Source organism: Leifsonia sp. NPDC077715, from assembly GCF_040686855.1.
Taxonomy (GTDB): domain Bacteria; phylum Actinomycetota; class Actinomycetes; order Actinomycetales; family Microbacteriaceae; genus Leifsonia.
The window spans coordinates 749,796-771,620 of the sequence record NZ_JBFBOG010000003.1 but is presented as its reverse complement, the minus strand read 5'-3'; the positions used below and the strand labels follow the sequence as shown (position 1 = coordinate 771,620).

The window sequence follows — 21,825 nt, the reverse complement described above, 5'->3', positions numbered from 1 at the left end:
GAGAGCGACCCTGAACGTCACGATTCGACGCAATTCATTGCCAAAACAGCGCCTGGCTGTTTGGCTGGGGGTGATGGCCGCCACAGTCTTCGCACCCCGCCGCGACGCCGATCGCGCAGTGACCCGTTCGACGGGAGCGCTGTCGTGATCGAGTTCCGTGACGTCACGAAGCGGTTCCCGGACGGGACGCTCGCCGTCGACGACTTCTCGCTCGTCATCCCGTCCCGCAAGATCACCGTGCTGGTGGGCTCGTCGGGCAGCGGCAAGACGACCATCCTGCGCATGATCAACCGGATGGTCGACCCGACCTCCGGCGCCATCGAGATCGACGGCCAGGACGTCCTCTCGCTGAAGCCCGTCGCCCTGCGCCGATCCATCGGCTACGTCATGCAGAACTCCGGCCTCCTGCCGCACCGCAAGGTCGTCGACAACATCGCGACCGTGCCGCTGCTCAAGGGCGTCAAGAAGAAGGAGGCGCGGGAGCGCGCGCTGGAGCTCATGGACACCGTGGGGCTCGAGCGCTCCCTGGCCGATCGCTACCCGAGCCAGCTCTCCGGCGGCCAGCAGCAGCGCGTCGGTGTCGCCCGCGGTCTCGCGGTCGACCCCAACATCCTGCTGATGGACGAGCCGTTCGGCGCGGTCGACCCGATCGTGCGCGACGACCTCCAGAACGAACTGCTCCACCTGCAGCGCGACCTCGACAAGACGGTCGTCTTCGTGACCCACGACATCGACGAGGCGTTCAAGCTCGGCGACCAGGTGGTCATCTTCCGCAAGGGCGGCATCGTCGCCCAGAAGGGCACGCCCGCCGAGATCCTGGCGAACCCCGCCGACGACTTCGTCGCGTCGTTCGTCGGCGCCGACCGCGGGCGCCGCGTGCTGCATGTCGAGCAGACCCCGACCGGCTCGGTGCTGGTCGACAGCGACGGGCGCGCCGCCGGCGTGCTCTCCGGCGCGAGCGCCGCTCCCTCCGAGGCAAAGGCCGCGACCGTCTCGGTCGCGGGTGCTCCGGCGCAGGGTGAGGACGCGTCGTGAGCTTCTTGTGGTCGAACCTCGGCCCTGTCTGGAATCTCACGGTCAATCACGTGTGGCTCGCCGCGCTCCCGATCGTCATCGGGTTCATCGTGTCGGTGCCGATCGGCTGGGTGGCGAACCGATACCGCTGGAGCCGCGGCGTGCTGCTGACGATCTGCGGCATCCTGTACGCCATCCCGTCGCTGCCGTTCTTCTTCGCGATGCCGGCGCTGATCGGCACGCAGATCCTGTCGCCGCTCAACCTCGTCGTCGCCCTGAGCGTCTACGCCGTGGCGATCATGGTGCGGACCGCGGCGGATGCGCTCGCGTCCGTTCCCGGCGACGTGCTGCAGTCGGCGACCGCCGTCGGATACTCCGGCTGGCGCCGCTTCTGGTCGGTGGAGCTGCCGCTCGCGGGACCCGTGCTGCTGGCCGGTCTGCGGGTGGTCTCGGTGAGTACGGTCAGCCTGGTCAGCGTCGGTGCTCTGCTCGGCGTCCCGAATCTGGGCTTCCTCTTCACCGACAGCCTCAACCGGTACTACCCGGAGGAGGCGGTCGTCGGGATCGTGCTCATCATGATCCTCGCACTGCTGTTCGACCTGCTCCTGGTCGGGCTCGGCCGCGTGCTGCTGCCGTGGGCGCGCGCCGACCGGCGGGCCAAGCGCCTCCGGCACCGTGAGACGGTGAAGGCGGTGACCGGCGCATGACCGACATCCTCGCCGCCTTCGCGTGGATCGCCGACCCGGCCAACTGGGCCGGTCCCGGCGGCATCCCGGCCCGCACGGGCGAGCACATCCTGTACTCGCTGCTGACCCTGCTGCTCGCGGCTGTGATCGCGCTGCCGATCGGCTTCGCCATCGGTCACACCGGGCGCTTCCGCGGCATCGCCGTCGGTGTCTCCGGCGCCCTCCGCGCCCTGCCGACGCTCGGTCTCGTCATCTACCTGGCGCTCATCACGACCAATCTGACGATCGTGCCTCCGCTGATCGCCCTGACGATCCTCGCCATCCCGCCGGTGCTCGCCGGTGCCTACTCCGGCGTCCAGTCCGTCGACCGGGCCCCCATCGACGCGGCGCGCGCGATCGGGATGACCGGCTGGCAGGTCTTCAGCAAGGTGGAGCTGCCGCTCGCGCTCCCGCTCGTCATCGGCGGCCTCCGCTCCGGCGCCCTGCAGGTGATCGCGACCTGGACGGTCGCGGCGATCCTGCCCGTCGGCGGACTGGGGCGGTTCCTCATCGACGGGATCGCCGTGCAGAACTACCCCGAGATGCTGGGCGGCTCCATCATCGTGATCGCGCTCGCGCTGGTCTCCGACGGGCTGTTCGCCATCGTCCAGCGTCTCGTCGTCCCACGGGGCGTCGTCGCCGGTCGCGTCCGCGACACCGGCGAGGGCGACCGCCGCTCCACCCGCACGCCGGCCCGCGAGAGCGCGCCGACCACCTGACCCGCACCACCTCCTACCCGCACACCGAGCTCCCGCACCGGGACACCAAGAGAGAAGAGATCATGTTCGCATCCAAGAAGAGCCGCGTCGCGGCCGGCGTGCTCGCCGCCGGGGCGCTGCTCGCGCTCAGCGCCTGCTCCTCCGGAGGCGGCGCATTCAGCACCGGCTCCGCCTCGTCCTCGAGTGACACCGTCACCATCGGCTCGGCCGCGTTCGGCGAGTCCGAGATCCTCATGCAGGTCTACGGCCAGGCTCTCGAGGCCAACGGCGTGAAGGTCGCCTACAAGCCGAGCATCGGCCAGCGCGACGTCTACCTCAAGGCGCTGCAGGACGGCTCCATCGACCTCATCCCCGAGTACAGCGGCAACCTGCTCCAGTTCTACGACAAGAGCAGCACCGCGACCTCGAGCGACGACGTCTACGCCGCCCTCAACGACGCCCTGCCGAAGGGCTACGAGGTGCTGGACCAGTCGGAGGCGCAGGACGCCGACTCGTACAACGTCACCAAGGAGTTCTCGGACAAGTACAACGTCAAGAGCCTCGACGACCTCAAGAACGTCACCGTTCCGCTGACCGTCGGCGCGAACCCGGAGTTCGAGACCCGGCCGTACGGCATCCCGGGCCTCAAGTCGGCCTACGGCGTCACCGCGACGCTCAAGCCGATCAGCGACTCCGGCGGACCGCTCACCGTCGCGGCGCTGAAGAACGGCGACGTGCAGCTGGCCGACATCTACACGACGACCCCGGCCATCAAGGACAACGGCTTCGTCACCCTGAAGGACCCGAAGAGCCTGATCGCCGCGCAGAACATCGTGCCGCTGATCAACAGCAAGAAGGCGTCCGACAAGGTGAAGGAGGTCCTGAACAAGGTCTCCAAGGAGCTCACCACTGCCGACCTCATCGACATGAACGGCGAGAACCAGGGTGCGAGCAAGACCCAGCCCGACCAGGTCGCCAAGAAGTGGCTGCAGGACCACCCGATCAAGTAAGGATCAGGCGGCTCCACCACGCGGCGGCTCGGGTTCCCGGGCCGCCGCGTCGGCGTCTGCGGACTCCATGTGCCGCGCCTCGCGCTTGCCCAGCACCTTCTTGACCAGGTAGACGGCGACGATGAACAGCGCGATCACCGCGACGAAGATGTAGCCCGCCCAGTGCAGCTCGCGGGACAGCTCGCGGTAGCCGCCGGCCGCCGCCGAGCCGACGCTCACGTAGGCGAACGCCCAGAGGATGCAGGCCGGCACGGTCCAGGCCATGAAGGTGCGGTACCGCATGGGGCTCATGCCGACGGTCAGCGGGATGAGGGAGTGCAGGACCGGCAGGAACCGGGACAGGAACACGGCGATGCCGCCGCGCCGCGCCAGGTACGCCTCCGCGCGATCGAAGTTGCGGACGCCGATCTTGCGGCCGAGCGCACTGGCGCGGATGCGCGGACCGAAGAACCGGCCGAGAGCGAAGCCGATGGACTCGCCGCAGAGCGCGCCGACGATGACGGCGACCACCAGGGCGACGTACTCGACCGGACTAGAGACGCCGGTGCTCGCGACGAGCACGACGGTGTCTCCCGGGACGACGAGGCCGACCAGGATCGACGTCTCCAGCATGATCGCGACGCCGGCCAGCAGCGTCCGCAGCACCGGGTCGACGCTCTGGACGAGGTCGAGGATCCAGGTCAGGGCGTCGTTCATGTCGTCGGCATCCGTCGCGGCATGCTCGAAGCGTAGCGGTGGACCCTGACCCGGCGCTGCAGAGCGGCGGCGAGGACCCCGTCAGCCCGGCAGCCCCGTTCGCTGAGGAGCCCCGTCAGCTGAGGAGGATCACCAGCGGCGGCACGACGACCAGCAGCGCGGTCGCCACCACGACGGCCGCGCGGAGCGCCGGGCCGACGGTCCGGCGCCCGGCGGTGAGCCGTTCCTCGCGGGCGAGCAGGGCCGCGCGGCGCTGTTCGGGCGTCCGCTTGTCCTTGGGCGCGCCGAGCGCGGCGCCGGCCGGACCGGTCGCATCCACGAGCCGGATCGCGTCGGCGAGCACGGCGTCGCCGGAGGCCTTGCGGGCGGTGTCGTCCGCCAGCTCCTCCAGGAGCAGCGCCACGGCATCCTGCGCCCGGGTCGCGATGGGGAACCAGGGGAGCGCGCGCTTCCAGGAGCGGAACGCGTCGAGCAGCAGATGGTGCTTCTGCCGCAGATGCGCGCGCTCGTGGGCGACCACCGCGTCCAGTTCGGCGGGGGAGAGCAGTTCGATCATGCCCTCCGAGAGAACGGTGACACTGCGCGCGCCCGGGAGGCAGTAGGCGGCGGGCGCGGGATGGTCGATCACGCGGGTGCTGGGGGTGTCCGGCAGCGGCGAGGACAGCAGGCGCAGCAGCTCCATGTGCCGGTGGCGCTGATTGCGGCTGCGCACCGCGGTGAGCGCGAGGTTGAGGAGGAGGTGCGCGGTGAGGAGGATCGCCGCGCTGAGCAGGAACGCGTTGAGCAGGCTGACGCCCGGCGGCAGCGGGCCGTTGAACAGGGACGCGGCGGCGCCCTGGATCCGGCTCCACAGGTCGTCGCCGAAGGGCAGGAGCCCGGCGAGCAGGAGCGACCCGATCATCGAGATGCCGCCGGCGAGCGCGATGGACTGCCACAGCGCGACGGCCAGCACGGGGGCGGCGGCCGGCCACTTGGCGCGCGCGAGCAGCAGCGGCACGGGCCACGCGAGCGCGACGGCCAGCGCGCCGAGGAAGATCGCCCCGGCGAGCGGCGCGACGGGATCGGTGCTCACACGCTGCGGGCGTCGAGCAGGCGGCGCAGCACCTCGGCCTCGGACTCGTCGACGGAGCCGACGAAGTACGCCAGCGCCTCGGTGCGGTCGGAGGACGACTCCAGCACTTCGCGCATCAGGTCGGCGACGTGGCCGGCGCGCGTGAGCGCGGCGTAGTAGAGGTGCGGACGGGCGTCGCGGTCGCGGCCGACGAATCCCTTGGACTCCAGGCGCGACAGCACCGTGAGGACCGTCGTCAGAGCCGGTGGCTTCCCACCCTCGCGCGATGCCGCTAGCTTGTCGCGTAGCTCACCGGCCGCGATGGGGGCGTCGCCGTCCCACAGGGTGTCCATGACAGCCCGTTCCAGTTCTCCGAGGTTCGCCACGATCCCAGGGTAGCGCGAATGGGCTGGGAATGTTCTACACTTCGTAGAAGTTGTTGTTCTACAGAACGTAGAAGTGATCCGGAGGGATGCACGTGAACGAACTGCTGGACCCGCTCCTGCTGGCACGCTGGCAGTTCGGGCTCACCACGATCTACCACTTCCTGTTCGTGCCGCTCACGATCGGCATGGTCACCTGCACCGCGATCTTCCAGACCGCCTGGTACCGCACGGCCAAGCCGAAGTACCTGCAGCTCACCCACTTCTTCGGCAAGATCTTCCTCATCAACTTCGCCATGGGCGTGGTCACCGGCATCGTGCAGGAGTTCCAGTTCGGCATGAACTGGTCCGACTACTCCCGGTTCGTCGGCGACATCTTCGGCGCCCCGCTGGCGCTGGAGGGTCTGCTCGCGTTCTTCCTCGAGGCGACGTTCATCGGCCTCTGGATCTTCGGGTGGGACAAGCTCCCCAAGGGCCTGCACCTGGCGACGATCTGGATCGTCTCGGTCGGCAGCATCCTGTCGGCCTACTTCATCCTCGCCGCCAACGCGTTCATGCAGAACCCGGTCGGCTACCACCTCAACGAGGCGAAGGGCCGCGCGGAGCTCACCGACCTGTGGGCGGTGCTCACGAACAAGGTGGCCCTCGCCGCCTTCCCGCACACGATCTTCGGCTGCTTCATGGTGTCGGCCGGCCTTATCATCGCGGTCGCCGCCTGGCACCTGTCGCGCAACCAGCACCTCGACACCATGCGCCCTGCGCTGAAGTTCGGCCTCTGGCTGATGATCGGCGCCGGCATCGGGACGGTGCTCAGCGGCGACCAGCTGGGCCTGGCGATGGTCGAGACCCAGCCGATGAAGATGGCCGCGGCAGAGGCGCTGTACAAGACCTCGACCGGCGCGGACGCCTCGTTCTCGATCTTCACCCTCGGAACCCCCGACGGCGTCCACGAGCTGTTCAGCATCCGCATCCCGTACCTGCTGTCGTTCCTCTCGACGCACACGCTGACCGGCACGGTCGAGGGCATCAACGACCTGCAGGCGCAGTACTCGCAGCTGTACGGGCCGGGCGACTACACGCCGATCATCTGGGTCACGTACTGGGCGTTCCGGTGGATGATCGGCCTCGGCGCCGCGCACATTCTCGTCGCGCTCGCCGGCTTGTGGTTCACCCGCAAGGGCCGCACCCCCAAGCCGTGGATGTGGAAGGTCGCGATCTGGGCGATGCCGCTGTCGCTGCTCGCCATGATCGTCGGCTGGATCTTCACCGAGATGGGCCGTCAGCCGTGGATCGTCTTCAGCCTCATGAAGACCGCCGACGGCGTCTCGCCCGGCACGAGCGGGCTGGAGGTGCTGATCTCGCTGATCGCCTTCACCGCGATCTACGGCACCCTCGCCGTCGTCGAGTTCAAGCTCATCAAGAAGGCGGCGCAGAAGGGCCCGGACGACGCCTCGAAGCACCTCGACGAGGCGGGCGAGCCCATCCCCGTCACCACGGTCTACTAGGAGGAGCAGGCAATGGATCTCGCAGTTCTCTGGTTCGGCATCGTCGCCTTCTTCTTCGTCGGCTACTTCGTGCTCGACGGCTTCGACTTCGGCGTCGGGATGGCGCTGCCGTTCCTCGGCCGCGACGACACCGACCGCCGCGTGATGATCAACACCATCGGCCCGATCTGGGACCTCAACGAGACCTGGGTCATCGTCGGCGGCGCTGCGCTCTTCGCGGCGTTCCCCGAGTGGTACGCGACTCTGTTCAGCGGGTTCTACCTGGCGCTGCTGCTCATCCTGCTCGCCCTCATCGTCCGCGGCGTCTCGTTCGAGTACCGCCACCAGCGGGCGGGCGCGCGCTGGAAGAAGTGGTTCGACGGGATGATCGTCGTGGGGTCGGCGATCCCGGCGTTCCTCTGGGGCGTCGCCTTCTCGAACATCGTGCAGGGCGTCGCGCTCGACGCCAACCACGACTACACCGGCACCCTGTTCGACCTGCTCAACGGCTACGCGCTGCTCGGCGGGCTGACCACGCTGCTGCTGTTCTTCACCCACGGCGTCGTCTTCGTGTCCCTCAAGACCGAGGGCGACCTGCGGCTCCGGGCGCGGCGGCTCGCGATCTGGTCGGGGCTCGCGGCGATCGTCGTCGCCGCTTCCTTCCTCGGCTGGACGGCCGTCGCCCACTTCTCGCCGGTGTTCCTGGCCTTGGCGGTCTTCGCCGCGGTCGCGCTCATCGCCTCCTGGATCGCCAACCTGCGCGGCCTCGAGGGCTGGGCGTTCGGCTTCATGGCGGCGACGATCGCGCTGGCCGTGGTGTCGCTGTTCGCGGCGCTGTTCCCGGACGTCATGCCCTCGTCGCCGAACCCGGAGAACAGCCTGACCATCGCGAATGCGTCGAGCTCGCAGACGACGCTGACGATCATGACGTGGGTGGCGGCGATCTTCCTGCCGCTCATCCTCGTGTACCAGGGGTTCACATACTGGATCTTCCGCAAGCGGGTGACCCGGGCGCACATCCCGCAGGAGCCCGAGGGCGCTCCGGAACCCGTGAAGGCCTGACGTGCGCCCGCTCGACCCGCGCCTTCTCCGCTACGCGTCCGCGACCCGCGGCACGCTCGTCGCCGGCGCCCTGCTCGCCGTGCTCCAGACCGCGACCGTCGTCGCGTTCGCGTGGCTCGTGACGGACGTGGTGGTGCGGGCGATCGCGGGGGAGTCGGTGTCGGCCCTGAGCGGGACACTCGTGCTCCTCGGTGTCGTAGTCGCCGTGCGCGCGGTGCTGTTCTGGGCGGTGGAAGCCGTGTCGTCGCGCGGCGGCGCGCGGGTGGTGGGGCAGCTGCGGGAGCGGCTGGTCGCATCCATCGGCCGGCTGGGACCGGGATGGGTCTCCCGCCGCAGCACGGCCTCGGTCACCCTTGTCGCAGGGCGCGGGATGGAGGCGCTGGACGGCTACTTCGCGAAGTACCTGCCGCAGCTGATCGCGACGGCGGTGGCGATGCCGCTGCTCGTGCTGGTGATCGGCTGGCGGGATCTCACCAGCGGCATCATCCTCGTGGTGACGCTGCCGCTCATCCCGCTGTTCATGGTGCTCGTCGGCTGGGCGACGCAGGCCGCGCAGCAGCGCCAGTGGGTGGCGCTGTCGCGCCTGTCGAGCGCGTTCCTCGACGTCGTGGCGGGCCTGTCGACGCTGAAGCTCTTCGGGCGGCAGCACCGGCAGGAGGCGCGCATCCGGGAGGTGAGCGAGGAGTACCGCGTGCACACCATGAAGGTGCTGCGGATGTCGTTCCTGTCCGGGTTCGTGCTCGAACTGGCCGCGAGCCTGTCGGTCGCGGTGATCGCGGTCACGATCGGTCTGCGGCTGCTCGGCGGATCGCTCGACCTGTCGGTCGGGCTGTTCGTGCTGCTGCTCGCGCCCGAGGCGTTCCTGCCGTTGCGCAACGTCGGAGCGGCGTATCACGCGGCGACGGAGGGGATCGAGGCCGCGGCCAATGCGTTCGCGATCATCGAGGAGGCGGAAGGCGCGGAGGGTCCGGCTGCGCCGGCCGCTGTCGCGTCGGAGGGGTCGCGCGGGCTGATGTTCGACGGGGTCACCGTCGGATACGACGGCCGGGAGGTGGTCGGCGCGTTCAGCGCTGTCGTGGCACCGGAGACTCTGGCCGTTCTGCGGGCGCCGAGCGGGAGCGGCAAGTCGACGCTGCTCGCGGCGACGCTCGGATTCGTGCCGTACGAGGGACGCATCCTCGTGGACGGACGGGCCGAGCTGTCCGCGCGGCGTGACGGGATCGCGTGGGCGGGTCAGCGCAGCGGGCTGATGGCCGGGACGATCGCCTCGAACGTGGCGCTCGGCGACCCGTCGCCGTCCGCGACGCGTGTCGCGGCGGCCCTGCGGGAGGCGGCGGCGGACGAACTCGACCCGGCGACTCCCGTGGACGCAGGCGGCGCCGGCCTCTCGGGCGGTCAGGCTCAGCGGGTCGCGGTGGCGCGGGCGCTGTACCGGCTGCGGTCGAGCGGGTGCCCCGTCCTCCTCCTGGACGAGCCGACCTCCGCACTCGATGCGGCGACCGAGGCGCGCCTGCTGGAGTCGTTGCGCCGGATCGCGCGTGAGGGGACGGCGGTGCTGGTGGTGAGCCACCGGGACGCGGTCGCCGGGGCCGCGGATACGGTGCTGACGATGGAGGCGGAGGTGTCCCGTGTCTGAGGCGCGCGTCGTGGTGCCGGCCGCGAACTCCGCGGAGGTGCGCCGCATCCTGAGGCTGGCGCTCCCGCCCGCGGGACGCCTGTGGACGGCGATCGCGTTCGGCGTGCTGAGCGGCGGGAGCGCCGTCGCCCTGCTCGGGGTGTCCGCCTGGCTCATCACGCGAGCGTCGGAGCAGCCGGCGATGATGTACCTGTCGATGGCCGTGGTGGGCGTGCGGGCGTTCGCCCTCGGGCGCGCCTTCTTCCGGTACCTCGAGCGGCTGGCGGGCCATGATGCGGCGTTCCGCCAGCTCGGCACCGTGCGGTCGCGGCTGTACGCACGGCTGGTGCCGCTCGCGCCGGACGGCCTCCGCGGCATCCGCTCCGGCGACCTGCTCACGCGGCTCGCGGACGACGTGGACGAGCTGCAGAACCTCGCGCTCCGAGTCATCCAGCCGCTGGTCACGGCCGGGATCGTGGTGGCGGGGAGTGTCGTGGTCGCCGTCATGGTGCTGCCGGCCGCCGGGCTGGGGCTGCTGGTCATGCTGGTGATCGCGCTCGCCGGCGGTGTGCTGCTGAACCGCTGGGCGGCCGGTTCCGCCGAGCGACGGATCGCGCCGCTGCGCGCCGCCCTGAACGACGCGCTGCACGACCTCGTCGCGAACCTCGACGTGCTGACCGCCTTCGGCGCGCTGGGGGCGGGGGAGCGGCGGGTGCGCGAGGCGAGCGCACGTCTGACGTCCGCCGTGCGGTCGCGGGCCATCGGGCTCGGTGTGACGGCGGGGGTGGTCTCGCTCCTCGCGGGCGGTGCAACGGTGTGGGCGCTGGCGGTGGGTGTTCCGGCGCTCGGCGGCGGGACGCTGTCCGCGCCGGGGCTCGCGGTGATCGCGCTCCTCCCGATCGCGGTGTTCGAGGTGTTCGGGACGGTGCCGCTCGCGTTCGGCGCGTGGCGGAGCGTGCGCGCGAGCGCCGAGCGGATCGCGTCGGCCGCTCCGGCGGTGGTGCCGGACGGTATCCCGGTGGACACGGTCGATGCGCTGTCGCTGGATGCGGTAGCCGTCGCCCCGGAGGTGGTGCTCGAGGGAGTGTCCGCGCACTGGCCGGATGCGGATGCGCCCGTGCTGCGCGACGTGACCCTGCGGCTCGAGCCGGGGGAGCGCGTCCTCCTCACCGGCCTGACCGGCGCGGGCAAGACCGCCCTCGCGCACGTGCTGACGCGCCTGATCGACCACACCGGCGGCTACCGTCTCGGCGGGGACGACGTGGAGCGCTTCCGGCAGGACGACGTCCGCCGCGTCGTCGGGCTGGTGGAGCAGCGTCCGTACCTCTTCGACGCCGACGTGCGGCAGAACCTCCTGTTCGCGCAAGAGGCGGCGACGGATGACGACCTGCTGGCCGTGCTCGATCGCGTCGGCCTGCGCGAGTGGGTGGGCGAGCGCGGTGGGCTGGGAGCCGCGGTGGGAGAGCGGGGAGCACTGGTCTCGGGCGGTCAGGCGCAGCGGATCGCGCTCGCGCGCGCCCTTCTCGCCGACTTCCCGGTGCTGGTCGTGGACGAGCCGACCGCCAACGTCGACGCCGCGGCCGCCGACGCGATCGTCCGCGACGTGCTCACCACCGCCGCCGAGGACGGCCGCACCGTCCTCCTGATCTCGCACGCCGACGTCCCGCCCGACCTCGTCGACCGCACCCTCCGCCTGGAGAACGGCGCCCTCGTCCCCTGACGCGCCCGCCGTGCCGCCCTTCGGCTCGCTCATCCGCCATCTAGTGGTCCCAACACGCCGTTAAGCACCGGCCCATAACGGCGTGTTGGGACGACTAGATCCGCTGCCGGACCGTCGGCCCTTGGAACGGGAGCCGTCAGGGCAGCGGGCGGGCGAGCGCCGCGAAGCGGGCGCGCCATGCGTCCGTGCGCGCGGGGTCCGGCGCCAGTGCGGGACCGTCGACCCACGACGTGACCGCACGGATCCCGTGCAGCGCGTTGACCGCCCACACGACGGCGCCGCCGAGCTCGGAGGGACGCACCGCCTCCTCCTCGACCGGCACGCCCACCGCCGCCGCGATGCCGCGGACGGTCCGCGCGGCCACGCTGTCGACCCGGGGGAGCGAGAACGGCGGCGCGAACAGCGTCCCGTTCCGCCACCACAGCAAGGCCGAGGTCGCTCCGTCGGACACGCGTCCGCCGTCGAGGATGACCGCCTCCTGCGCCCCGACCCGCTGCGCCCGCTGTCGCAGCGCGCTCAACCGGTCGATGTCCGGACCTTTGAGGTGCGGCACGCGACGCGGGTCGCCTTCCGCGGTCGCCACGACCAGCGACTCCGTCAGCGCGGGCGCCGGCCGCAGCCGGAACCGCAGCCGCAGCGCCTCCCGCGCCCGCACGAGTTCGAACCGCGGGAACCAGGCACCGTCCCGGGGCACGGAGGCGATCGCCGCGTCCCAGAAGGCCTCCAGGTCGTCGGCCGCATAGCCCTGCTCGCGCACCGTCTCCACGAAACGCGCCCGATGCAGCCCGAGCGCCAGCACCCGGCCGTGCCGGACGAGGAACGAGTCCGCTCCCAGCAGCTCGGTCTCGACCAGCTCGCAGTCGTCGCGCACGCGGAGCGCGCCCTTCGCCCAGTCGGCGAGGGTGTTCACGGGACCGGCGCTGCGTGCATCCACTCGCCTAGGCTAGTGCGGTGGCCCACCCGCTCCGTGTTCACCGGCTCGACGCCTGGGTCGATCCGGCGGACGCCTTCGCGACCCTGTTCGGCCGCGACGACGCGGACGCGGTCTGGCTCGACAGCGGTCCGGATGCGGTGGCCGGGCGCTCCTTCATCGGCACCGGCACGCTCACGGCGACGGCCGACGTCGCAGGAGGGACGGTCACGCTCGCCGGCGAGACCCGGTCGGGCGGCATCCTGGACGCGCTGCGGGACGACCTCGGGAAGCGCCCGCATCCCGAGACTGCCGCCCACCCGCTCGGCTGGTGGGGACGACTCGGGTACGAGGCCGGGGCCACCGCTGCGGGCGCACCGGTCGCCACCCCCGACGCCCCCGATGCGGCACCGGACGCAGCCCTCCTCTTCGTCGACCGCCTGATCGCCTTCGACCACGCCACCCGGACGGTCGACCTGGTCGCGGTCGACGCCCCGGACTCCCGTGCCTGGGTCCGCACCACCACCTCCCGCCTCCGCACCGCCGCCGGCGCCGCCCGTGCCCACGAGGTCGATCACCCTGTCCCCGCCGCCGCGGCGACCTGGCGCCACGACGCCCCCGCCTACCTCGCCCTCATCGCGGCCTGCCAGGACGCCATCCGCGCGGGAGACGCCTACCAGCTCTGCCTCACCAACCGCGTGCGCGGCCGCACCGCCGCCGACCCGCTCGCGGTCCACCTCCGCCTGCGCCGAGCCAGCCCCGCGCCCTATGCCGGCTTCCTGCGGATCGGCGGCGACGTCCTCGTCAGCTCCTCGCCGGAGGAATTCCTGCGCATCGACGGCCGCCGCGTCCGCACCCGGCCCATCAAGGGCACGCGCCCGCGCGGCGCGACCATCGCCGCCGACGTCGAGTTGCGCGCCGAGCTGGAGGCCAGCGAGAAGGAGCGCGCCGAGAACGTCATGATCGTCGACCTCATGCGCAACGACCTCGGCCGCGTGTGCGTGACCGGGTCCGTCGAGGTCAGCCACCTGCTCGCCGTCGAGAGCTACGCGCAGGTGCACCAGCTCGTCTCCACGGTCGAGGGGACGCTGCGCCCGGGCCTCGGCGCGGTGGACGCGCTGGCCGCGTGCTTCCCGGCGGGGTCCATGACTGGCGCGCCGAAGCTCAGCGCGATGCGCATCCTGAACCGGCTGGAGGGCGGTCCGCGCGGCGCGTTCGCCGGATGCTTCGGGTATCTCGGCGTCGACGGCAGCGCCGACCTGGCCATGGTGATCCGCAGCATCCACTTCTCGGACGGCGTCGCCGCCATCGGCGCGGGCGGCGGCATCACCGCGCTCTCGGTGCCGGAGGAGGAGCTGGAGGAGGTCCGCGTGAAGGCCGCAGCGGTGCTCGCGGCCGCCGGAATCACGCCGTAGGCGAACCGGGAGCGCGCTGGGAACGGTCTGGACGCGTCCGACGTTTAGTACTCTGGAGACCCGGGCCCTGTCGCCCGGACCTCTTCCGTGCCCTCCCGCAGCAGGCGCAGGCACGACGGAACCGAGATTGAGAGTCACGTGGCAGACCAGCACGACGAGCAGACGCAGCCCGAGCGCGGGCAGTACGACTTCGCGACCATCCAGGAGAAGTGGCTCCCGGTGTGGGAGGAGCTGCGCCCGTTCGCGACCGACGACCCCGCCGACAAGCGGCCGCGGAAGTACATCCTCGACATGTTCCCGTACCCCTCCGGCGACCTGCACATGGGTCACGCCGAGGCATACGCGCTGGGCGACGTCATCGCGCGCTACTGGCGTCAGCAGGGCTTCAACGTGCTGCACCCGATCGGCTGGGACTCCTTCGGCCTGCCCGCGGAGAACGCGGCGATCAAGCGCGGCCTGGACCCGGCCGGCTGGACCAACGACAACATCGCGCAGCAGAAGGCGTCGATGCGCCGCTACGCGCCCAGCTTCGACTGGGACCGCGTGCTGCAGACGAGCGACCCGGGCTACTACCGCTGGAACCAGTGGCTGTTCCTGAAGCTGTACGAGAAGGGACTGGCGTACCGCAAGGCGAGCCAGGTCAACTGGTGTCCCTTCGACCAGACGGTGCTGGCGAACGAGCAGGTCGTCAACGGCCGCTGTGAGCGGTGCGACAACCTGGTCACCAAGAAGAAGCTGACCCAGTGGTACTTCCGCATCACCGATTACGCGGACCGCCTGCTGGACGACCTGAACCAGCTGGAGGGCGCCTGGCCGTCCAAGGTCATCTCGATGCAGCGCAACTGGATCGGGCGCTCGACCGGTGCCGACGTGACGTTCCAGATCGAGGGCCGCGACGAGCCGGTGACGGTCTACACCACCCGTCCCGACACGCTGTACGGCGTCACCTTCATGGTGGTCGCCCCCGATTCCGATCTGGCCGCCGAGCTGGTGAAGGACGCGCGTCCCGAGGTCAAGAAGCGGTTCGACGACTACCTGGACGTCGTCCGCGGCACCACCGAGATGGACCGCCTGAGCACCGAGCGCGAGAAGACCGGCGTCTTCCTGGAGCGGCACGCGATCAACCCGCTGACCGGCGAGAAGCTGCCGATCTGGGCCGCCGACTACGTGCTGAGCGACTACGGTCACGGCGCGATCATGGCCGTGCCCGCGCACGACCAGCGCGACCTCGACTTCGCCCGTGCGTTCGACCTGCCGGTGCGCGTCGTGGTCGACACCACGCAGCCGGTGACCGGCGCCATCCCGGTGATCCACACAGACCCCGAGACCGGCGAGCCGATCCTGCCGGACGATGTGGAGCTGTCCAACCCGTCCGAGACGGGCGTCGCGCTGACCGGCGAGGGCCGGCTGATCAACTCCGGGCCGTTCGACGGTCTGAGCAAGTCGAACGCGATCCGTCGCGTCACCGAGGCGCTGCAGGCGTCGCACCTGGGTGCGCCGGCGAAGAACTTCCGCCTGCGCGACTGGCTGATCTCGCGCCAGCGGTACTGGGGCACGCCCATCCCGATCATCCACTGCGAGGAGTGCGGCGAGGTGCCGGTCCCCGAGGCCGACCTGCCCGTGCTGCTGCCGCCGGCCGAGGGCCTGGACCTGCAACCGAAGGGCACCAGCCCGCTGGGCGCGGCAACCGACTGGGTCAACGTCTCCTGCCCGAACTGCGGCGGGCCGGCGAAGCGCGACACGGACACGATGGACACGTTCGTCGACAGCTCGTGGTACTTCCTGCGCTTCCTGAACCCGAACGACGACACCCAGGCGTTCGACCCGCGCGAGGCGGAGAAGTGGGCGCCGGTCGACCAGTACGTCGGCGGCGTGACGCACGCCATCCTGCACCTGCTGTACGCGCGCTTCATCACGAAGGTGCTGTTCGACCTGGGCTACATCTCGTTCACGGAGCCGTTCACGGCGCTGCTGAACCAGGGCCTGGTGCTGATGGACGGCTCCGCGATGTCGAAGTCGCGCGGCAACCTGGTGAAGCTGTCCGAGCAGCTGGACGAGCACGGCGTGGACGCCGTGCGCCTGACGATGGCGTTCGCCGGACCTCCGGAGGACGACATCGACTGGGCGGACGTGTCGCCGTCCGGCTCGGCGAAGTTCCTGGCGCGCGCCTGGCGCATCGCGGATGACGTGACGAGCGCCCCGGATGTGGTCTGGAAGACGGGGGATGCGGCCCTGCGCCGTGTCACGCACCGCTTCCTGGCCGACGCGCCGGGCCTGGTGGAGTCGTTCAAGTTCAACGTGGTCGTCGCCCGGCTGATGGAGCTGGTCAACGCGACCCGCAAGACCATCGACTCGGGAGCCGGCCCCGCCGACGCCGCCGTGCGCGAGGCCGCCGAGGTGGTCGCCATGGCGCTGAACCTGTTCTCGCCGTACACCGCCGAGGACATGTGGGCGAAGCTGGGCTACGAGCCGTCGGTGGCGCTGGCGCAGTGGCGCAAGCCCGACCCGACCCTGCTGATCGAGGAGTCGGTGACCGCGATCGTCCAGGTCGACGGCAAGGTGCGCGACCGCCTGAAGGTCTCGCCGAAGATCGCGCCGGACGACCTGGAGTCGCTGGCCCGGCAGTCGGAGGTCGTCATCCGGTCGGTGGGCGACCGCGAGGTCGTGAACGTGATCGTTCGCGCGCCCCGGCTGGTGAACATCGCGACGAAGCCGCGGGGCTGAGTTCGAGCACGTCGATGACGCTGCCCGCCGACAGTCACGTCCACAGCGAGTGGTCGTGGGACACGGGCGGCCCGCACTCCGGCGCCGTCGGCCGGATGCGGGCGACGTGCGAGCAGGCCGTGCGCATCGGCCTGCCCGCGCTGTTCTTCACCGAGCACCTGGACATCCCGGGCACGTGGCGCGCCGAGCCGGGTGACCTGATGCCGCACCAGCGTCATTACGTGCAACCCGACGGCTCCATGGTCTTCGACATCCTGGACGTCGACGGCTACTTCGACGCGATCGACCGGATGCGGCACGAGTTCCCGGAGCTGGGTGTCTTCATCGGCGTGGAGTTCGGTCAGCCGCACCTGTTCGAGGCCGAGGCCCGCGCGCTCGTCGACCTCGGCCGCTTCGACCGGGTGAACGGGTCGCTGCACACGCTCGACATGGGAGGCGGGCGCGCCGAACCCAGCCGGCTCTTGCAGGAGCACCCGGCGGCGGACGTGATGACTGCGTACCTGGCGGAGATCCCGGTCATGGTGGCCGGGTCGGATGCGTTCGACGTCTTCACGCATATCGACTATGCGCTCCGTCACTGGCCTGCCGCCGAGGTCGGTCCCTTCGATCCGCGGGAGTTCGAAGAGGGCATCCGGGGTGCGATGCGTGCCATCGCGCAGAGCGGGCGGGCGCTCGAGGTGAACACCCGGCGGCTGTGGTCGTGGGTGGTGCAGTGGTGGGCGGAGGAAGGGGGACGCACGATCAGCTTCGCGAGCGATGCGCACACCCCCGACGCGCTCGCGAGCAACTTCCCGGAAGCGGTCATCCTGGCGGAGTGCTTCGGGTTCCGTCCGGGTCGGACTCCGGCGGATCTGTGGTCGCGGAGAGCCTGACGGAGCTGCGTGCCGCCACCTGTGCACAAGCGGGCGCCGTGGTCGCCTATCCACAGATTTCGGCGCCGTGACCCGGCGACGGGGTGGCGTTCCTAGCGTGGAGGGATGCGACACCGAGCCGAATCCGTAACCGACGCAGACGCGCCGGAGCGGCGTTCGGCGAGCGTCCGGGTCGGTGTGGGCGCCGCCGTGGTGCTGGTCATCCTGGTGGCGGTCGTCGGGGTGCTCGTGTCGGCTGCGGCGCAGGGCGGGAGCGAGGTCCCCGTGGAGGCGCGGCCGAGCGAGCTGGCGTCGTCCCTGCCCGCTTCGACGGAATCGGCGGGCGGTGCGACGCTGCTCGTGCACGTCACGGGAGCGGTGCGGAAGCCGGGTATCGCTTCGCTTCCTGCCGGTTCGCGCGTGCTCGACGCGGTCGCGGCGGCCGGCGGACTGACCGAGGATGCCGATCCCGCTGCCGTCAACCTCGCGCGCCCTCTCGTGGACGGCGAGCAGCTGGTGGTCCTGCGGGTGGGAGAGGCGCCCGCCCCCGCCGCTGCCCCCGGCGGCACGGTCGCTGCCGGCGGAACGGTCAACCTCAACACGGCCACGCAGGCCGACCTCGAGACGCTTCCCCGCATCGGGCCGGCGCTCGCACAGCGCATCCTCGACTGGCGTCAGGCGAACGGCCGCTTCGCCGCTGTCACGGACCTCCTCAAGGTCTCCGGAATCGGCCAGAAGCTGTTCGACGGGCTCAAGGACCGGGTGGCCGTCTGATGCCGGACCTGCGCCTCGCGCTGCCCGCGATCGCGCTGTGGATCGCCTGCGCCGTGCTGACCGGGGCGCCGTCCGCGGCCGGGTGGACTGCCTGGGCAGCCGGGATGGGAGCGCTCGTGTGTCTTGTGTTCGCGGCAGCCGCACCTCGGCGCGGGCGTGCTCCCACGCGTGCCGGGGGACTCGCAGGCGTCGCGTCTCGGAGCGGGTCCGTTCCGTCGGCGACGAGGCGCGCCGGAATGGGCCGCGGCCGTCTTGCTTTCGGGGCCATCGTCCTCGCCGCGATCGCACTCGGATCCTCGCTCGTAGCGGTGGAGAGCCCGGGACGCGCGAGCGCCGAGCTCGATGCAGCTGCGCGCGACCGCGACTCGGTCGAGCTGCTGGTCCGCGTCGAGCGGACACCCCAGCGCATCTCCTCCGGCTTCGGCGAAGAGCCGAGGTGGTCGGCACGTGGCACCACCGTGGACTCTTCGGCGAGGGTTCCGGTCACCCTCCAGTTCGACGCCGCGATGAGCGACGCGCGTCGGCTCGCGAACGGCGCGGTGGTCCGTGTTCGCGGCACGGTCCTCCCCAACGAACCAGGCGAAGCGACCACGTACACCGTCCGTGCCGCAGCCCGGGAATCTCCCGGTGTCGAGCGAGAGCCGCCGCCGTGGCTGGCGTGGGCCGCAACCGTCCGGACGACGTTCGCCGATTCCGCCTCCCGGACACCGGGTGACGGCGGCGCTCTTCTTCCCGGACTCGCGATCGGGGACGAGACCTCCCTCCCGCCCGAGTTGGACGCGGCGATGAAGGCATCCTCGCTCAGCCACCTCACCGCCGTCTCGGGCGCGAACTGCGCGCTCGTCATCGGGCTCGTCTTCCTCCTGGCGCGCGCGGTGGGAGCGGGACGCCGGCTTCGGGTCGGTCTCGCCGCCGCCGCGCTCCTGGCCTTCGTGGGTCTCGTCGGTCCGGGACCGAGCGTCATCCGGGCGGCGGCCATGGCGGGCGTCCTGCTGCTGGCGCTCGCTCGCGGCCGCCCGGCGGACGGCGTCCCCGCGCTGTCGCTCGCCACCGTGGTGCTCCTGGTGCACGACCCGTGGCTCGCGCGCGACTACGGCTTCGCGCTCTCGATCCTCGCCACGGCGGGCCTGCTCGTCCTCGCCGGACCGCTCAGCGTCCTCCTCCGTCGATGGATGCCGCGCTCGCTCGCCATCGCGATCGCCGTGCCGACCGCCGCGCAGCTGGCGTGTCAGCCGGTCCTGATCCTGCTGACCCCGTCGCTTCCGCTGTGGGGGATCCCGGCCAACCTCCTGGCCGAACCGGCCGCCCCGGTGGCGACGCTGCTCGGCTGCCTCGCCTGCGCAGTCCTGCCGTGGGCTCCCGGGCTCGGCGACCTGCTCGTGCGACTCGCCTGGGTTCCGTCCGCCTGGATCGCGCAGGTCGCCACGCTGGCGAACGGGCTGCCGGGCGGCGCTCTGCCGTGGGCTCCGGGCGTCGCCGGTGTGGTGCTGTGCGCTGTCGTGCTCGTCGCCGTGGTCCTGGTCGTGATGCGGGGCGCGCCGAGGCTGCTCGCGCTGGTGTCGGCGCTGGCGCTGGTCGCCGGGGGAGTCGTCTATGTCGCCGTCCTCGCTGGGGGAGTCGTCGGACGCGCCCTGGCCATCCCCGGCGACTGGCGGATCGCCGCCTGCGATGTCGGCCAGGGTGACGGTGTCCTGCTGCGCGACGGCGACGCGGTGGCGATGATCGACGTCGGCCGTCATCCCGAGCCGGCAGCCGCCTGCCTCGACCGGCTCGGAGTCCGCACCATCGACCTGCTGGTGCTGACCCACTTCGACGCCGACCACGTCGGTGGGATCGCCGGCATCGCGTCGCGTGTCCGGCGCGCGATCAGCCAGGAGCCCGCCCGGGACGCGGACCACCGCACGCTGGCCGTGCTCGCCGAGCACCGGGTCCCGGTCGAGCGCGGCAGCGCGGGAATGAGCGGTCAGCTGGGTTCGACCAGCTGGCGGCTGATCTGGCCGCCAGCGCCAGGCAGCCCCGGACCGGCCGATTCGGGCATCGGCAACGCCGGCAGCATCACCCTCGAGGCGGAGGGCGGCGGCCTCCGGTCGATCTTCCTCGGCGACCTGGGAGAAGAGGCGCAGGATGCGCTGCTCGCCAGCCGGAGCGTCCGTACGGTCGACGTGGTGAAAGTCGCCCACCACGGCTCGGCCGACCAGAGTCCCGCGCTCTATCGCGCGCTCGGCGCCCGGGTGGGTCTCGTCTCCGTGGGCGCGCGGAACGGTTACGGCCATCCGACCGCATCGGCACTCCGCATGTTGGCCGCTGCGGGCACCGTCCCGGTGCGCACGGACGAACGCGGGTTGCTCCTGGTGTCTGCGGGACCGGCCGGCGTCCGGGTCTGGAGCGAACGCGGTGCGGCGGCGACTGACGGTGGTCGCCCGTATCCTGGAGAGGCGGCGCCGGGACGAGCCCTGGCCGCGGACCAGCGAGGAGACACGTGGCGACCCGAGGCGGCAGCAGAGGCGGAGCGACCAAGGCGCGCGCCGCCGCCAGCGCGATCCCGCAGCTCTCGTGGAGCCAGGTGCGCGCGGCGCCGGTCGTACTGGTCACGGGATCGGAAGGGTTCCTCGCCGACCGTGCGGTGCGCACGCTGCGCGACGCCCTCAAGGCCGACGACCCCAGTCTCGAGATCAGCGATGTTCACGCCGGCGATTACGCACCGGGAGAACTCCTCACCGTCGCGAGCCCCTCCCTGTTCGGCGAACCGCGGCTCATCCGCGTCGAGGCCGTGGAGAAGTGCAACGATGCGTTCCTCGCCGACATGCTCGACTACCTGAACGCCCCTGCGGACGGCACGGTGGTGACCCTCCGCCACGGCGGAGGCGTGCGCGGCAAGAAGCTGCTCGACGCGATCCGGTCGGGTGCGGGCGGCGGCATCGAGATCGTGTGCGCCGAGCTGAAGAAAGACGCCGAGAAGTACGACTTCGCGCAGGCGGAGTTCGCTGCGGCGGGCCGCAAGGTCACGCCGGGGGCGCTCCGTGCCATCACCTCCGCGTTCTCGGACGACCTCGCCGAACTGGCGGCCGCCTGCCAGCAGTTGCTGTCCGACTCCGCCGAGCAGATCACCGAGGCGACCGTCGACAAGTACTACGGCGGCCGCGTCGAGACGAACGCGTTCCAGGTCGCCGACGCAGCGATCGCGGGGCGGCACGGGGAGGCGCTTGTCACCATGCGGCACGCGCTCGCCTCCGGGGCGGATCCGGTCCCCATGGTGGCGGCTTTCGCGAGCAAGATCCGCACGATGGCGAAGATCTCCGGCTCGCGCGGCGGCTCCGGCCAGCTCGCGCAGCAGTTCGGCCTGGCACCGTGGCAAGTCGACCGCGCCCGCCGCGACCTCCAGGGGTGGACGGAGGACGGCCTCGGCCGCTGCATCGAACTCCTCGCCGAGACCGATGCGAACGTCAAGGGCGGAGGCCGCGACCCGGTGTTCGCGCTCGAGCGGATGATCCGCATCGTGAGCGCCCGCGGCCGCGACTGAGTCGCGCCCGCCCGCAGGCCGGCGACGTCCCCGCAGGCCTGGTGCGTTGCCCAGCCGTGCGACGTCCCGCAGGCCGTGCTCGTGGCCGCACATGCAGCGAGCCCCCGCCCGGACCGTGGTCCTGAGCGGGGGCTCGCTAGCGGCGCGGGACAGGTCCCGCGGTCGGTCGTCGC

17 protein-coding genes and 1 pseudogene are annotated in these 21,825 nt (G+C 71.4%); 14 read left to right on the top strand and 4 right to left on the bottom strand.

Features of this window, described 5'->3' with window-relative positions; all coding sequences use genetic code 11:
• Positions 1-144: 144 nt before the first annotated feature.
• The 4 genes from AB0P25_RS17565 to AB0P25_RS17550 all read left to right on the top strand — a co-directional run bounded on the left by AB0P25_RS17565 (position 145) and on the right by AB0P25_RS17550 (position 3,447).
• A complete protein-coding gene (locus AB0P25_RS17565; protein WP_363809072.1) occupies positions 145-1,035 on the top strand; it encodes an ATP-binding cassette domain-containing protein in 891 nt (296 codons plus the stop codon).
• Positions 1,032-1,721: an ABC transporter permease subunit gene (locus tag AB0P25_RS17560; protein WP_363809070.1), complete on the top strand. Its 690-nt coding sequence runs from the start codon at positions 1,032-1,034 to the stop codon at positions 1,719-1,721. The genes AB0P25_RS17565 and AB0P25_RS17560 overlap by 4 nt, the downstream gene beginning before the upstream one ends.
• Positions 1,718-2,458, top strand: coding sequence for an ABC transporter permease (locus tag AB0P25_RS17555; protein WP_363809069.1), 741 nt, complete (start codon positions 1,718-1,720; stop codon positions 2,456-2,458). The genes AB0P25_RS17560 and AB0P25_RS17555 overlap by 4 nt, the downstream gene beginning before the upstream one ends.
• 62 nt (positions 2,459-2,520) lie before the next feature.
• A complete protein-coding gene (locus AB0P25_RS17550; RefSeq protein ID WP_363809067.1) occupies positions 2,521-3,447 on the top strand; it encodes an ABC transporter substrate-binding protein in 927 nt (308 codons plus the stop codon).
• A gap of 3 nt (positions 3,448-3,450) precedes the next feature.
• On the opposite strand, the gene AB0P25_RS17545 is transcribed toward AB0P25_RS17550, so the two are convergent.
• The 3 genes from AB0P25_RS17545 to AB0P25_RS17535 form a co-directional block, all read right to left on the bottom strand.
• Positions 3,451-4,143, bottom strand: coding sequence for a DedA family protein (locus tag AB0P25_RS17545; RefSeq protein WP_363809066.1), 693 nt, complete (start codon positions 4,141-4,143; stop codon positions 3,451-3,453).
• Between the two features lie 115 nt (positions 4,144-4,258).
• Positions 4,259-5,215 carry a M56 family metallopeptidase gene (locus AB0P25_RS17540; RefSeq protein ID WP_363809065.1) on the bottom strand — a complete coding sequence of 319 codons (957 nt, stop codon included), beginning with the start codon at positions 5,213-5,215 and terminating at the stop codon, positions 4,259-4,261.
• Complete coding sequence (locus AB0P25_RS17535) at positions 5,212-5,580, bottom strand: BlaI/MecI/CopY family transcriptional regulator (RefSeq protein ID WP_363809064.1); 369 nt, start codon at positions 5,578-5,580, stop codon at positions 5,212-5,214. Before AB0P25_RS17535 ends, AB0P25_RS17540 begins: the two co-directional genes overlap by 4 nt.
• A gap of 92 nt (positions 5,581-5,672) precedes the next feature.
• Here AB0P25_RS17535 and AB0P25_RS17530 point away from each other — a divergent pair, with 92 nt between their 5' ends.
• The 4 genes from AB0P25_RS17530 to cydC are packed head-to-tail and all read left to right on the top strand — an operon-like array spanning position 5,673 to position 11,458.
• A complete protein-coding gene (locus AB0P25_RS17530; protein WP_363809063.1) occupies positions 5,673-7,082 on the top strand; it encodes a cytochrome ubiquinol oxidase subunit I in 1,410 nt (469 codons plus the stop codon).
• A 12-nt stretch (positions 7,083-7,094) separates the two neighbouring features.
• Entirely contained in the window at positions 7,095-8,123 is a 1,029-nt protein-coding gene (gene cydB / locus AB0P25_RS17525; RefSeq protein WP_363809062.1) for a cytochrome d ubiquinol oxidase subunit II, read from the top strand.
• A gap of 1 nt (position 8,124) precedes the next feature.
• Positions 8,125-9,759 carry a thiol reductant ABC exporter subunit CydD gene (gene cydD / locus AB0P25_RS17520; protein WP_363809061.1) on the top strand — a complete coding sequence of 545 codons (1,635 nt, stop codon included), beginning with the start codon at positions 8,125-8,127 and terminating at the stop codon, positions 9,757-9,759.
• Positions 9,752-11,458: a thiol reductant ABC exporter subunit CydC gene (gene cydC, locus AB0P25_RS17515; protein ID WP_363809059.1), complete on the top strand. Its 1,707-nt coding sequence runs from the start codon at positions 9,752-9,754 to the stop codon at positions 11,456-11,458. The genes cydD and cydC overlap by 8 nt, the downstream gene beginning before the upstream one ends.
• Before the next feature lie 136 nt (positions 11,459-11,594).
• On the opposite strand, the gene AB0P25_RS17510 is transcribed toward cydC, so the two are convergent.
• The gene (locus tag AB0P25_RS17510) at positions 11,595-12,392 is read right to left on the bottom strand and encodes an aminotransferase class IV (protein ID WP_363809057.1); all 798 of its coding nucleotides are present in this window, start codon (positions 12,390-12,392) and stop codon (positions 11,595-11,597) included.
• Between the two features lie 17 nt (positions 12,393-12,409).
• Between AB0P25_RS17510 and pabB the strand changes: the two genes are divergently transcribed.
• The 6 genes and pseudogenes from pabB (at position 12,410) to holA (ending at position 21,652) form a co-directional block, all read left to right on the top strand.
• The gene (pabB, locus tag AB0P25_RS17505; protein ID WP_363809056.1) at positions 12,410-13,783 is read left to right on the top strand and encodes an aminodeoxychorismate synthase component I; all 1,374 of its coding nucleotides are present in this window, start codon (positions 12,410-12,412) and stop codon (positions 13,781-13,783) included.
• Positions 13,784-13,921: 138 nt separating this feature from the next.
• Positions 13,922-16,507, top strand: coding sequence for a leucine--tRNA ligase (gene leuS, locus AB0P25_RS17500; protein WP_363809054.1), 2,586 nt, complete (start codon positions 13,922-13,924; stop codon positions 16,505-16,507).
• A 14-nt stretch (positions 16,508-16,521) separates the two neighbouring features.
• Positions 16,522-17,379, top strand: coding sequence for a PHP domain-containing protein (locus tag AB0P25_RS17495; protein ID WP_363809053.1), 858 nt, complete (start codon positions 16,522-16,524; stop codon positions 17,377-17,379).
• Positions 17,380-17,484: 105 nt separating this feature from the next.
• Positions 17,485-18,132 (top strand): ComEA family DNA-binding protein, encoded by a 648-nt coding sequence (locus tag AB0P25_RS17490; RefSeq protein ID WP_363809051.1) that lies wholly within the window; start codon positions 17,485-17,487, stop codon positions 18,130-18,132.
• A pseudogene (locus AB0P25_RS17485) lies at positions 18,132-20,009 on the top strand (ComEC/Rec2 family competence protein); the annotation flags it as partial. The gene AB0P25_RS17490 and the pseudogene AB0P25_RS17485, both read left to right, overlap by 1 nt.
• Positions 20,010-20,611: 602 nt before the next feature.
• Positions 20,612-21,652, top strand: a complete 1,041-nt coding sequence (holA, locus tag AB0P25_RS17480; protein WP_363809050.1) for a DNA polymerase III subunit delta — start codon at positions 20,612-20,614, stop codon at positions 21,650-21,652.
• Positions 21,653-21,825 lie beyond the last annotated feature (173 nt).

Bases quoted from the DNA above. Each gene is read 5' to 3' on its own strand.
- AB0P25_RS17545 (WP_363809066.1), bottom strand. From the start codon at position 4,143: ATGAACGACGCCCTGACCTGGATCCTCGACCTCGTCCAGAGCGTCGAC.
- AB0P25_RS17550 (WP_363809067.1), top strand. From the start codon at position 2,521: ATGTTCGCATCCAAGAAGAGCCGCGTCGCGGCCGGCGTGCTCGCCGCC.
- AB0P25_RS17555 (WP_363809069.1), top strand. From the start codon at position 1,718: ATGACCGACATCCTCGCCGCCTTCGCGTGGATCGCCGACCCGGCCAAC.
- AB0P25_RS17495 (WP_363809053.1), top strand. From the start codon at position 16,522: ATGACGCTGCCCGCCGACAGTCACGTCCACAGCGAGTGGTCGTGGGAC.
- cydB (WP_363809062.1), top strand. From the start codon at position 7,095: ATGGATCTCGCAGTTCTCTGGTTCGGCATCGTCGCCTTCTTCTTCGTC.
- AB0P25_RS17490 (WP_363809051.1), top strand. From the start codon at position 17,485: ATGCGACACCGAGCCGAATCCGTAACCGACGCAGACGCGCCGGAGCGG.